The organism is Pseudoxanthomonas sp. (assembly GCF_036845285.1).
In the GTDB taxonomy this organism is placed as follows: Bacteria; Pseudomonadota; Gammaproteobacteria; order Xanthomonadales; family Xanthomonadaceae; genus Pseudoxanthomonas_A.
Window position 1 is genome coordinate 1 of sequence record NZ_DAIUEE010000019.1, and the last position, 12,754, is coordinate 12,754.

Sequence of the window (12,754 nt, forward strand, 5' to 3'; positions counted from 1 at the left end):
TGATCGCCTGGCGGATCCACCAGGTGGCGTAGGTCGAGAACTTGTAGCCGCGGCGATACTCGAACTTGTCCACGGCCTTCATCAGGCCGATGTTGCCTTCCTGGATCAGGTCGAGGAACTGCAGGCCGCGGTTGGTGTACTTCTTGGCGATGGAGATGACCAGGCGCAGGTTGGCCTCGACCATTTCCTTCTTGGCCTTGCGCGCCTTGGCTTCGCCATAGGCCATCGCTCGGCTGATGTCCTTGATGTCGGCCAGCGTCAGGTGCATGGCCTGTTCGACGGCGATGGTGGCCTCCTGCTCGGCGACGATCTGCTCGCGCACGTCGCGCAGGCCCGACGACCACTTCTGCTTGCGCTTCAGTACTTCATCCACCCAACCGAGGTTGGTCTGGTTGCCTTCCCACGCCCGCAGGAATTCCTTGCGCGGCATCTTGGCGACGTTGGCGCACAGGTGCAGCACGCGACGCTCATGGTCCTTCACCTGCCCCACCACCTCGCGCAGCTTGCGGACCAGCGTGTCGGTCAGCGGCAGCGGCAGTTTCAGGGTGACGAAGGTTTCACCGAGATCGGTACGCAGCTTCGCGACCGCCTTGTTGTCGGCACCATGCTTGGCGTACGACTTCTTGAACTTGGCGTAGCCGTCGGCGAGCACCTGCATGCGGCGCGCGACCTCTTCCGGGTCCGGACCGGTCGGCGCGGCTTCCTCTGCCGCGTCGTCGTCGCCGTCCTCTTCGTCATCGGCGTCTTCGGCCGCATCGGCGACCTCTTCGGCGGCCGGCACTTCCGGTGTCGGTTCCTCGACGTCGTTGAACCCGACGACGACTTCGGCCAGGCGCTTCTTGCCGGCCTTGTGCAGTTCGTACTCTTCCAGCAGCAGCTCGATGGACCACGGGAAGTTGCCCAGCGATGCCTGCACCTGGCCCAGGCCTTCCTCGATGCGCTTGGCGATGGCGATTTCGCCTTCGCGCGTCAGCAGCTCGACGGTGCCCATCTCGCGCATGTACATGCGCACGGGATCGGTGGTGCGGCCGCCTTCGGTATCCAGCGAAGTCAGCGCGGCGGCGGCTTCTTCGGCCGCGGTCTCGTCGACTTCGCGGTTGCCGGTGTTGCCGTCGGCGAGCAGCAGGGTTTCGGCATCGGGTGCGACTTCATGGACATCGATGCCCATGCCGTTGATCATGCCGATGATGTCCTCGATCTGCTCCGGATCGACCAGGTCGTCCGGCAGGTGATCGTTGACTTCGGCGTACGTCAGATAGCCCTGCTCCAAACCCTTGCTGATCAAGAGCTTGATATCGGACTGCTGCGCAGGACGTTCGTTGGCCATGGAGGTTGCGCCACCGGGAGTAAGGAAGGGAGAACCCCGTATTATACCAGCCCGGACCGGCTTGGGTTCCTGCAGCCTGACTCCCGGCAAAGGTGGAACGTCAGGGGCGGAGCAGGAAGGTCACGGGCCCGTCATTGACGAGGCTGATCACCATATGGGCGCCGAAGCGGCCCGTTTCCACCCTGCCCGCATGCTTTTCGCGGCAGAAAGCGACCAGCCGGTTGAAGCCCCGTTCAGCCTCTTCGGGCGGAGCCGCCGTCGTGAAGCTGGGACGCATCCCCGAGCGGGTATCGGCCGCCAATGTGAACTGGCTGACCAGCAGCAACCCGCCGCCCGTGTCGGCCAGGGACCGGTTCATGCGGCCCGCTTCGTCGGCGAACACGCGATAGCCCAGCAGCCGCTCGGCCATGCGTGCGATCTGGGCCTCCGTATCGGCAGGCTCCAGCGCCACCAGGGCGAGCAGGCCGCCACCGATTTCGCCGACGACGAGATCGTCGACCGCCACGGAAGCCCGCGTCACGCGCTGGATCAGGGAAAGCATAGAGAGCCTCCGGGTCGGGGGCGACAGGATAGCGGGGCGCCCTGCAGACAGGAGCGATTGCGCGGGTTGGCTACACTCGGCGGATGAAACCCGACACGCTCGCCGCCATCGGCTACCACGCCGCCTCCCTCCTCGGGCGCCTTCCCTGGTCCTGGCTGCGCACCCTCGGCGACGTCATTGCATGGGCCTGGCGGCGGGCGGATGCGCGCGAAAGCCGGGTGGCCCGCCGCAATCTCGAAATCGCCTACCCCGAGCTGTTGCCCGGCCAGCGCAAGGACCTGCACCACGCCATCCTGCGCACGACCGCCCGGCAGGCGCTGGAAACGCTCCGCTTCTGGACCCGCCCACCCAACGAGAACCTCGCCTGCCTGCGCGAACGCCACGGCGAGGCGCTCTACGACGCCGCGCTGGCCAGCGGCAAGGGCGTGATCGTCGCCGCGCCGCACTTCGGCAACTGGGAACTGCTCAACCAGTGGCTGGCATCGCGCGGTCCGCTCGCCATCGTCTACCGTCCGCCGGCATCGCCAGCGGGCGACGCGTTCCTGTTGCGCGTGCGCGGCGCCGACAACATCCGCCAGGTGCGCGCCGAAGGGCCGGCCGTGCGGCAACTGTGGAAAGTCCTGAAGGACGGCGGCGCGGTCGGCATCCTGCCCGACCAGCAACCCAAGGCAGGCGATGGCGAATTCGCCCTGTTCTTCGGCAAGCAGGCGTTGACGATGACGCTGGTGTCGCGGCTCGCCGAGCGCACCGGCGCCACGGTGTTGTTCGCCTGGTGCGAGAGGATCGGACCTGGCCCGGATTTCGCGTTGCACATCGAACCGGCATCGCCGGCGATCGCCGACGCCGATCCGGTGGCCGCTGTCACCGCGCTCAACGAAACCGTCGAGCGGATCGCGCGCCGCGATCCCGCGCAGTACCAGTGGACCTACAAACGCTATACGCTGCGGCCTCCGGGCAGCGGCGAGGACACTCCCTACCGCTGACGCCGCAGGGGATTGGGGAACACGACGCGACGACGACGTACCCTCGACGCTTTCCACGCACCAAGGACGCGCCAGCCGCCATGAGCGACCACATCGAGAATTCCGCGGCCGACGGCGCGCCGCAACCGGAGTGGCATGCCCTGCCTCCCCGCGGCGCGTGGCTTGCCGCGCTGGGCGGCGCGATGCTCGTGTTCCCGGTGGGTTTCCCGGTGTTCTTCATCGCCCGCGCCACCGATGTGCTGTCGCCCTGGTTGGCCGTGGCGGTAGCTGCCCTGGTGGCTGCCGCGGTGGGCGCGTGGATCGCCGTCAAACGCCACCGGCGTACGCGCTGGCGCCTGGACGACCGCGGTTTCGCGGTGCGCCGCGGCAACTGGTGGCAAAGCGAAACCCACGTGCCGATTTCCCGCGTCCAGCACCTCGACCTCAAGCGCGGGCCGCTCGAGCGCGGTTCGCGGTTGTCCACGCTGGTGGTGCATACGGCGGGCACGCGGATGGCCGCGGTCTCGGTGTCCGGGCTGGATGCCGACGATGCGGAACGGCTGCGCGAACGCCTGGCGACACAGGTCGACCACGACGACGCACTGTGATGGAAGACGTCGCGCAGGACGCATCGCCGGACGAACGCCGCCTGCATCCCTGGTCATGGCTATTCGTGCTGCTGCAGCAGCTCAAGCAGTTCATCTTCCCGCTGGTCGCACTGATCGTGTTCGGCGCCCGCAAAAGCAGTGGCGACGGCGAACTGTGGGCGTCGCTCGCGCCCGTCATCGGCATCGCCGTGCTGGTGGTGCTGGCGATCCTGCAGTACTTCACCTACCGCTACACGATCGGGCGCGACGGCCTGACGGTGCGCGAAGGCCTGCTTCACCGCTCGCGCCGGGAGATCCCGTTCTCGCGCATCCACAACGTGGTGGTCCACCAGTCGCTGCTGCACCGCGTGTTCGGCGTGGCCGAGGTGAGGCTCGAGTCGGCGGGCGGCGTGAAGCCCGAGGCGCAGATGCGCGTGCTCGGCCTGCGCGATGCGCTGGTCCTGGAGAACCTGGTACGGCACCAGGCACGAGGCACCACCGCCAATGCCAACGCCACCGAGTCCGACTCGCCGGGCACCGCGCCGGACGAGCGCGCCACCACCCTGCTTTCGCTGAGCACGATGGAGGTCATCCGGCTGGGACTGATCTCCAACCGCGGCATGATCGTGGTGGCGGCGGGCTTCGGCGCCATGTGGCAGATCCTGCCGGAGAACAGGATCGAACAGGTTTTCCGCCAGGGCGCGCAGCAGGCGTATGGCTATGCCGAAGACCTGCACCTGGGCTGGCTCGGCGGCGCCGCCGGTGGCATCGCCCTGGTCGGCATTGCGCTGACCCTGGTGCGGCTGCTGTCCGTCGCACTGGCCTTGTCGCAGTTCCATGGTTTCCGGCTGACGGAAGAACCGCGCCGCCTGATGGTGGAACGCGGCCTGTTCACTCGGCTGCGCACGAGCGTAGCGCGCCGGCGCATCCAGGCATGGACGCTGCATGAGGGCGTGCTGCACCGCCTGTTCAAGAGGCGCTCGCTGCGCATCGACACCGCGGTGGCGGAGAAGTCCGGCCAACAGGACAGCCGTGCCCTGAAGGACGTCGCGCCTATCGCGCCGCCCGACGTCTGCGATGCCCTGATCGGTCACGTGCTGCCGCAGGTGCAATGGCCACGCGACGACTGGCGGGCCGTGCATGCGTCCGCGCGCTGGCGCCTGTGGCTGCCGTCGCTCGCGTGGCTATTGCCGGCCACGCTGCTGGCTGCGTGGCAGGTGGGCGCATGGGGATGGCTGGGGCTGGCATGGATGCTGTTCGCCGCCGTCGCCGCACGCCGGCAGGCGCATCGCATGGGCTGGACCATGGACGACCAGATCGTGGCGGTGCGCAGCGGCTGGTGGTCGCGCTACTGGCGCTTCGCCGAGATCGACAAGCTGCAGGCATTGCGCCTGTCGCGCTCGCCACTCGACCACCGCTTCGGCACCGCAACGCTGTGGCTGGACACGGCCGGCGCGAACGGGATCGCGGCGCCACTGGCGCTGCGTTTCGTGCCCGTGGCCGATGCCCGTGCCGTCCACGAACGATTGACCACTGCCCTTTCGCGACGCCGCCTGCACTGGTGATCCGGCGACGATACGGACCTTGACCCCATGACACCGCCACTTCCGCTTTCCGCCGTCATCATCACCAAGAACGAGGTCGACCGACTGGGGCGTTGCCTCGCTTCGGTGCAGGGCCTCTGCAGCGAGATTCTCGTACTGGATTGCGGATCGGACGATGGCACGGTCGCGCTGGCGCGCTCGCAGGGAGCGCGCGTCGAACACCAGGATTGGCTGGGTTTCGCGGAGCAGAAGAACGAAGCCATCCGCCGCGCCGCCCAACCCTGGCTGTTGCTGCTGGATGCGGATGAGTGGCTCGCCGACGGCAGCGCCGACCAGCTGCGCGCCCTGTTCGCCCATGGGGGCGTGGAGCAGGCCGACGTGTGGCGCCTGAAGCGGTGCAACTGGTTCCTCGGCCGCATGCTCCGCGGCTTCGAACGCACCGAGCGCCTGGTGCGGCCGGATCATCGTTACCTGCCGATGCGCGTGCACGAGAAACCCGACCTGGCCGGCAAGCGGGTGAAGGACGTCGACATCGTCATCGAGCACAACACGGCACGCACGCTGGAAGCGCACCGTGCGAAGAACGCACGCTATGCGCGCCTCTGGGCCGAGCAGCGGCACGCCGACGGCAAGCGCTGCTCCGCGCTCAGTCCGTGGACCCACGCCGCCGCGTACTGGCTGAAGGCGTATGTGCTGCGCGCCGCCTGGCGCGATGGCCGCCAGGGCTGGTGGTTCCATGCCAGCCACGCACAGGCCGTCATCGACAAGTACCGCCACCTGCATGCGCTGGGGAAGATCCCGTGAGCGGCGCGGCGCGTCCGTTGATCGTGCGCTGCGGTGCGCTGGGCGACATGGTGATGCTGACCACGCTCATTCGTCTGCTGCATGCACGTTACGGCCAGCGCGTCGACGTACTGACCACCGGCGCATGGACACCGCCCCTGCTGGCGCCGATGCCGGAAGTCGGCGAGATACATCTGGTCACCAGCCGCAATACGCCCTACCTGCTGTGCCCGAGCCAGTGGAGCGCCGTTCGCTGGCTGCGCAACCGGGGCCGTGGACCCGTGTACGTGTGCGACACGGATGCACCGACCCTGCGCCTGCTCGCGCGCGCGCCGCTGCATGCGGACGATATCGTGCAGCGGCGCAAGGACGACGACGAGGACAACGGCGTCACCCGCCTGTGGCCCGACCGCTGGCTGCATTTGGGGATGCGCGACCCGGCGCATTCCTATGGGACGGCGCAGGTCGATCCGCAGGCATTCCGTTTTCCGTCGCTGCGCGTCACCGACGAGGATCGCCGCGACCTGGCGCGGTGGCGCTTGGGCCACGGGCTGGAAGGCCCGTGCGTCCTGTTCCAGCCCGGCAACAAGCGCACCCACAAGCGCGGCAACGTGGCCACGGCCTCGCATCCCAAATACTGGCCGCCCGAGGCATGGGCCGAGGTCGCCGCCGCCGTCTGGCAACGCTTGCCCGAAGCCCGCATCGTGCTGTGCGGCTCACCCGCCGAGTACGGCGTGCTGGACGAGATATCGGCCGCCACCGGCCGCGATCCGCGCCTGCACAACGCCGCGCGCGAACTGCCGGTACCGCGCCTGCTGGCCTTGCTCGAACAGGCACACAGCCTGGTGTCGGTGGACACCGGACCGGCACACGCGGCCGCCGCGCTGGGCTGTCCGCTGGTGGTGCTGTTCGGAGCCGCCTCGCCAGCGAAATGGCGCCCGATCGGACCCGGCGCGATCAGGGTGCTGGGTGGAGAGCGCGGCGAATCCAGTCGCGTGCGCGACATTCCTGCAGCCGACGTGATCGCCGCGTGGTCGGCGCTGCCGGCACGCGACGCCGGCTGAGGCGCGCCTTCAGCCGGCCGGATTGCCCGCGGACTTGTCGATGCCGTACGGCGTCCAGGTGATGCGCTGCGTGCGCGTCTGCGCACGGATCGCCAGGTTGCGTTCCACCGACTCGCGCGTCTTGTAGCCGCGCGCGTGGTCCAGGTGGACGCAGACGGCCCGGTGTCGGATCTGCTTGCCGCGGACGCCGTGGTTTTCCAGGCGTTCCCCGAGCTCGCGGTCCGGTCCTCCGTACTTCATCCGCTCGTCGTAGCCGTTGATCGCCAGCAGGTCCGCCTTCCACGCCGACGAGTTGCAGTTGTTGAACGTCGGCTTCGTGGTGGTGATGGTGTCCAGCAACATGCCGCCTACTTCGCCTGCACCCAGTTTCAGCGTATTGGACAGGCCCAGGCGGTCCTGCGCGCGCAACCAGCTGCGGTCGAAGCAGCGGCCATCGCGGATGTCCTCTGCCTCGATCGCCTTGCTGAGCTTCATGCTCAACTTGCAGTAACCGCCCGACAGGAAGCGGCCCGGTTCGGCCTGCTGCGCATGCACCTGCACGAAATCGCGGCGCGGAATGCAATCGCCGTCGGTGAACAGGATGTAGTCGTGCCGCGCCTCCACGATGGCGGCATTGAGGATTTCCTGTCGGCGGTAACCGTCGTCCTCGTGCCATACATGCCGCAACGGCACCGGATAGTCGGCGGCGAAGCGCTCCACCAGCGTGCGGGTCGATTCACGCGACCCGTCATCGGCCACGATGAGTTCGAAATCACGCCACGTCTGCCACCGGTAACCCAGCAGCACCTTCTCCAGCCACTCCTCGGCGTTGTAGGTACTGGCGATGACGGTGATCTTCATGGTGCCCCTCCACACGTCCACTGCGTCGACGCCCCCTCGGCGCGACGCTCATTCCCGCACAGATTGTCCCTCACCCGGATGACAGCCGGTAGTGCCGTCCGTCCCGGTCTCAGGCCGGCCCCCAGTAGCCGATGCGCCGGCGGATCTTCAACTTGCGCCACAGGTTCATCGGCTTGGGCTTGGGGTTGCGTGCGCCCGCAGCGATGAATGCGTCGATGGCCTCCAGCACGCGCTCGCTCGAACGGCCATCGCGGTAGGGATGCATGCCGTCGGCATAGTCGACAATGGCCCGCATAAGTTCCGGCGGCCGCGATAGCGCACGGCGGATGGCCGGCTCGAACTGCGCTGCATCGTCGATGTCGATCAACTGCGGACCCGGGCGCCGGTTCTTGAACGTCACCACCGGCTTGTACGTGAGGAGGAACTCGTTGAGCGCGGACGAGGTATCCGAACACATCATGTCGACCTGCGGAAACAGGTCCAGGATGTTGTCGTCGTCGGCGAAGCGCAGGTGCTCGTTCTCGAGTGCGCGGAACTTGGCCACGGTGTCCGGATTCATCTTGGGATGGAAGGTGACGATCCACGTCAACTCACCGCTGCGCGACAGCCGTTTCACTTCCTCGTACAGTGTCTCCGCCGCACTCCAGGAAGGCGAGAAGGTGGAGTGGTACAGGATGACGGGCGGATTGCGCACCGGCGGCAGTCCTCCCGCGATGTCGTGCATGAAGGGATCGATCTTCGGCCAGCCGGTCTCGACCACTTTGAAGTGGCCGACCCGATCGGCAATCTCGGAAAACGCGCGCGTGTCGTTCGGGCCGGTGGTGCAGTACAGGTCGAAGAAGCCGCGGATATAGATGTGCCGCGGCTTGCCGGCATCGAAACCATGGAAGGTCTCCACCTTCACCCCCGGGAAAAAGTGCGGCACCGCATTGCTACCGGTGATCACCGCAATGGCATTCCATCGCCGCACGTCGTCGGTCGTGGTCAGCAGTTTCTCGTCCGGACGCAGGTCCTCTGCGCCGGGACCATCGAAGAACCATGCCGCCTCGTCGCCGCGCGCACGGATGGCGTCCTGCAGCGGCCGCAGGATGGCGAGCGCGTAGCGCTCCGAACCGTAGAGGAGGTAGTGCTTGGCCATCAGTGTTCCAGTTCGTGGCGGGCGAGCTTGCGGTGCGCGGCATCGACGGAGGCGGGATTGTGCTGCATCTCGTAGTAGCGCATGCGCTTGTAGGCGGCGTAGCTGGCTGCGGTCTGCGCGATGATGAAGCCACGCCAGCCGTCCAGGAAGGCCAGACGCAGCAGGTAGTCCTTGATGAAGGCGGACAGGTAGACCAGCGGTGTCAGCCACATGCGGACCGGTCGCTGCCTGTCGCGCCAGTCGAGCGCCTTCAGTTCGCTGTAGCGCAGCACCTTCAGCTGCTTGTGCACCAGGCTGGGATTGTCGGCATGGTTGAACGGCGCCTTGAATTCCACCGTCTCGCCATCGAACCGCAGGGATTCGTGCACGCGCGCATCGGTCCAGCGTGCGCGGCCACGATGGTAAAGCCGCGCCATCCGCTCGCCGACCATCGGCCGGTACCAGCGCATCGGCGCCCCCATCAGCCAGGTGCGGCGGCGCAGCCAGGCGCCGGCCTTCGCCGACGCCATCAGCCCAGGTAATCCTTCCTGGAGTTGCGCCGCCAGTTCGGGGGACAGGAACTCGTCCGCATCCAGCACCAGGATCCAGTCGTGGGCGGCCTGCGTGCTGGCGAAGTTGCGCTGGGGGCCGAAGCCCAGCCAGTCCTGGTGCACCACCCTGGCGCCATGGGCCCGGGCGATGGCAATGGTGTCGTCGGTGCTGCCGCTGTCCACCACAAGCTTTTCCGCGGCAAACGGAACACTGTCGAGGCAACGGGCGATATTGGCCGCCTCGTTCTGGCAGATGACGACGAGGGAGGCGGGCAAGAAAGACATGCGATGAGCTTAGCTGTTCTTCAGCGATCCAGCATCGGCCCGCACAAGGCGCTCGCCATCAGCAGGGGGACGTCGCTCTATCGCACGTCGATCAAGGGGCCGAGTACGCTCGGCGCCCAGCACACGTGGAACTGGACTCGTCGGAGGAGACGCGCGTGCGGAGACAGCCGTCGAGTCAGCCCCGTCTGACAGCACGGACGGATCTGATCTCGGCCATGCCCCTGTTTCTCTCCGGTCGGGGCTGGCCAACCTGACTGAAGGCTGTCTTGGCGGCTGGCAGTCGCTGACGCCGTCCCGCGGCGTCAGGAAAATCAGTGTCCCACCCAACCGAATGGAATCGGCTCGCGAGCCTTGCTTGCGAACCGCGTCCATCCGCAAACCCCTGGCCCACCACGGATGATAATCCCTTCACCGACCCGGCACCCCGAGACGCCTGTCGCAGGATCCGCCTGCGATGCCTTCTCCCTTCTGCCCGGCTCGACCACACGCCCCCTGAGCGTCGCGCTGGTTTCGATGACGCCGATCTTCCCGGCGAAGGCCGGGCACAGCGTGCGCATCTTGCAACTCTGCAGGGCGATCAAGGCGCTGGGCCACGAACTGACGTTCATCCATGTCGCCTCCAAGCTGGATACACAGAAGCCCGATATAGCGTCGCATGTCGCCTTTTTCGGCGAGCGGCACTTCCTGCATCTGGACAATGGTCCGCGACAGGCTCGCTTCGCCTTCTGGCTGCGGGGCAAGTTGAGACGTCGTTGGCGGAAGATCCTTCGTGGATTCGGGCATGACCATAGCCACTACTCCGGGCTCGACGAGAACTGGCGCAACCCATGGTCACACCAACTACGGGCCATGGATCGGCGGTTCGATACCGTCGTCGTCGAGTACGCTTTCAACTCCCGCGCGCTTGACGCATTCCCGGCCTCTACGCGCAAGTTGCTGGACACGCACGACGCTTTTGCCGACCGGCATCGCCCTTTCGTGGCACGCGGTTTCCGAAAGGGCTACTGGGTTTCGCTCACGCCCCAGGACGAAAACCAGGGCCTGCGTCGCGCTGACGCCGTGATCGCCATCCAGGCACAGGAAGCCGAGCATTTCCGGGAGCAATTGGCACAGTACGAGGTGAGCGAACGCAATCCAGAAATCGCCGTCGTCAGTCATTACATCGGCCTGGACCAGCCCTTGCCCGACCACGGCGTCGACCATGCCGCGCTCTATCTCGGCACCAACATGCTGTCGAATCAGATATCGCTGCGGCAGTTCCTGGAACACGTGCTGCCACGGGTAGTGAGTTCGATCCCGGACTTCAGGCTCAGACTGGCCGGGTCGATCTGCAATTGGGCGCCCGATATTCCCAATGTGGAAAAGCTCGGTTTCGTCGACGACCTGCGTGCCGCCTTCGCCCGCAGTCCTTTGTCGGTCAATCCAACCATCGCCGGGACTGGCATCAACATCAAGCTCCTGGACGCGATGGGGGCCGGCGTACCCACCATCTCCACGGTCACCGGAGTACGGGGCCTGGGCGGAGAATTCAACAACGGCCTGCTGGTGGTGGCCGATCACGACCACGCCGCTTTCGCGGACCATATCATCCGCCTGTCGAAGGATGCGGGCCTGCGCCGGTCGCTGGGCCTTGCGGCGTTCGCCGATGCGCAGCGCTGGAACGAACGGCAGTTGGCCGCGCTGGACCACTGCCTGCGTGGTGATGCGCTTACGGACACCGCTCCCGGCCACGTTGCGCGCTGGCGCGACCGCACGCCCCCACCATTCCCGACCGCCACATGAAACTCCTGTACACCAATTTCCACAGTGGCAGCGGCGGAGGCCACACCACGTACATCCGCGAACTGGCGCGTGGGTTGTCGATGCGGAGGCACGAGGTGCATGTCGCTGCGCCCGAGGACAGCCGGCTGCTGCGTGAAGCACGGGAGACCCCGGGTCTTCACGCCTTCGCTCAAGCCTATCCAAACGGCCCGCGCATGCTACCCGCGCGCAGGCATGCCTGCGCGCGCCTGCGCTCCTATCTCCAGGCGCACCGCTTCGATATCGTGCACGTGAACGGGTCGGCCGATCATCGCCTCGTGATCGCGGCACTGAGTGGCCTGCATCCCCGCCCCTTTGTCGTACTGACCAAGCACAACACCAAGCCAATGCGCGGCCTGCAGCATATGTGGCGCGCCCGTGCTGGAACCGACAAGGTGATCGCGGTGTGCGAATTCGTGCGCCGTCAGCTGATCCATACCGCGTACCGCCGCTGCCAACCGGAAACCATCTACAACGGCGTAGACACCGCGTTCTTTTTCCCCAATGAAGCGATAGACCGTACGGATGAAAGCCAGCTTTGGATCGGCAGCAACGCCGGGACGGCGGACTACAAGGGGTGGACCGACCTGATGGCGGCCTTGGCATTGCTGAAGCCGGACGAACGCGAACGCATCCAGGTCGTCATTGCCGGCCACCCTCCATCGGCGGATCAACGGGCGATGCTCGCGCGATCGGGCTTGCAGGATCACTTCCATTTCCCCGGCCTTCTGGACGACGTCCGTCCGATGATCGCCCGTCTGGATGCCGGCTTCGTACTGTCCCATGACATCGAAACGATCTCATTCGCCTGCCGCGAGATGATGGCAATGGGAAAGCCCGTAATGGTGACGGACTACGCCGGCCTGCCGGAAAACATCCGTCCCGGCACCGATGGCTGGCTTGTGCCCGTGCATGGATATGCGGCGATGGCTGCGGCGCTGCACGACATGCTGAACGACCGCGAAGACCTCCTTCGCCGTGGCAACGCGGCACGCGACCGGGCGATCGCCGAATTCGGTATCGAAACATTCCTCGATCACACCGAGACGGTCTATTTGCGCCTGCTGGATGAGACAACATCACCCGACTCCGAAAAGCCCTACGCTGGACCCCGGGTCCACGAAAAAACTCAGCGGGGAAGAACGCCGTTCGTCGCTTAGCAAGCCCGCATGGACACCAGAGAGGTGTTCCCAACCGGCTGTAGATCTTTCCTGATCCGCTAGACATCTGGAGAACCATTCGCGAGGAACGCCAGCTCTGCAAATGCGCCTCTTGGGCCGAGACAACTGCGTCGAACGGACGCCTGCCAGCCAGTCCGTTCGTACCCGCCTCCCGCTGCCCCTGTGCCTTTTG

At 66.4% G+C, this 12,754-nt stretch carries 12 protein-coding genes; 7 read left to right on the forward strand and 5 right to left on the reverse strand.

Features of this window, described 5'->3' with window-relative positions:
• A partial coding sequence (locus tag V7060_RS17155) for a sigma-70 family RNA polymerase sigma factor (protein WP_334180434.1) occupies positions 1 to 1,327 on the reverse strand: 1,327 nt, incomplete at its 3' end.
• 100 nt (positions 1,328 to 1,427) lie between these two features.
• On the reverse strand, positions 1,428 to 1,868 hold the full coding sequence (gene dtd, locus V7060_RS17160; protein WP_334180435.1) for a D-aminoacyl-tRNA deacylase: 441 nt from the start codon (positions 1,866 to 1,868) through the stop codon (positions 1,428 to 1,430).
• Between the two features lie 83 nt (positions 1,869 to 1,951).
• On the opposite strand from dtd, the gene V7060_RS17165 reads away from it, so the two are divergent.
• The 5 genes from V7060_RS17165 (at position 1,952) to V7060_RS17185 (ending at position 6,808) form a co-directional block, all read left to right on the forward strand.
• On the forward strand, positions 1,952 to 2,851 hold the full coding sequence (locus V7060_RS17165; RefSeq protein WP_334180436.1) for a lauroyl acyltransferase: 900 nt from the start codon (positions 1,952 to 1,954) through the stop codon (positions 2,849 to 2,851).
• 80 nt (positions 2,852 to 2,931) lie between these two features.
• Entirely contained in the window at positions 2,932 to 3,438 is a 507-nt protein-coding gene (locus tag V7060_RS17170) for a PH domain-containing protein (RefSeq protein WP_334180437.1), read from the forward strand.
• Entirely contained in the window at positions 3,438 to 4,982 is a 1,545-nt protein-coding gene (locus V7060_RS17175) for a PH domain-containing protein (RefSeq protein ID WP_334180438.1), read from the forward strand. Before V7060_RS17170 ends, V7060_RS17175 begins: the two co-directional genes overlap by 1 nt.
• A gap of 27 nt (positions 4,983 to 5,009) precedes the next feature.
• A complete protein-coding gene (locus V7060_RS17180; RefSeq protein ID WP_334180439.1) occupies positions 5,010 to 5,765 on the forward strand; it encodes a glycosyltransferase family 2 protein in 756 nt (251 codons plus the stop codon).
• A complete protein-coding gene (locus V7060_RS17185; RefSeq protein ID WP_334180440.1) occupies positions 5,762 to 6,808 on the forward strand; it encodes a glycosyltransferase family 9 protein in 1,047 nt (348 codons plus the stop codon). The genes V7060_RS17180 and V7060_RS17185 overlap by 4 nt, the downstream gene beginning before the upstream one ends.
• 9 nt (positions 6,809 to 6,817) lie before the next feature.
• On the opposite strand, the gene V7060_RS17190 is transcribed toward V7060_RS17185, so the two are convergent.
• The 3 genes from V7060_RS17190 to V7060_RS17200 all read right to left on the reverse strand — a co-directional run bounded on the left by V7060_RS17190 (position 6,818) and on the right by V7060_RS17200 (position 9,601).
• Positions 6,818 to 7,648, reverse strand: a complete 831-nt coding sequence (locus V7060_RS17190; protein WP_334180441.1) for a glycosyltransferase family 2 protein — start codon at positions 7,646 to 7,648, stop codon at positions 6,818 to 6,820.
• A 109-nt stretch (positions 7,649 to 7,757) separates the two neighbouring features.
• On the reverse strand, positions 7,758 to 8,786 hold the full coding sequence (locus V7060_RS17195; protein WP_334180442.1) for a CDP-glycerol glycerophosphotransferase family protein: 1,029 nt from the start codon (positions 8,784 to 8,786) through the stop codon (positions 7,758 to 7,760).
• Positions 8,786 to 9,601 carry a glycosyltransferase family 2 protein gene (locus tag V7060_RS17200; protein ID WP_334180443.1) on the reverse strand — a complete coding sequence of 272 codons (816 nt, stop codon included), beginning with the start codon at positions 9,599 to 9,601 and terminating at the stop codon, positions 8,786 to 8,788. The genes V7060_RS17195 and V7060_RS17200 overlap by 1 nt, the downstream gene beginning before the upstream one ends.
• A 513-nt stretch (positions 9,602 to 10,114) precedes the next feature.
• Between V7060_RS17200 and V7060_RS17205 the strand changes: the two genes are divergently transcribed.
• Positions 10,115 to 11,383 carry a glycosyltransferase family 4 protein gene (locus tag V7060_RS17205; RefSeq protein WP_334180444.1) on the forward strand — a complete coding sequence of 423 codons (1,269 nt, stop codon included), beginning with the start codon at positions 10,115 to 10,117 and terminating at the stop codon, positions 11,381 to 11,383.
• Complete coding sequence (locus tag V7060_RS17210; protein ID WP_334180445.1) at positions 11,380 to 12,561, forward strand: glycosyltransferase family 4 protein; 1,182 nt, start codon at positions 11,380 to 11,382, stop codon at positions 12,559 to 12,561. The genes V7060_RS17205 and V7060_RS17210 overlap by 4 nt, the downstream gene beginning before the upstream one ends.
• The last annotated feature ends 193 nt before the right edge of the window (positions 12,562 to 12,754 follow it).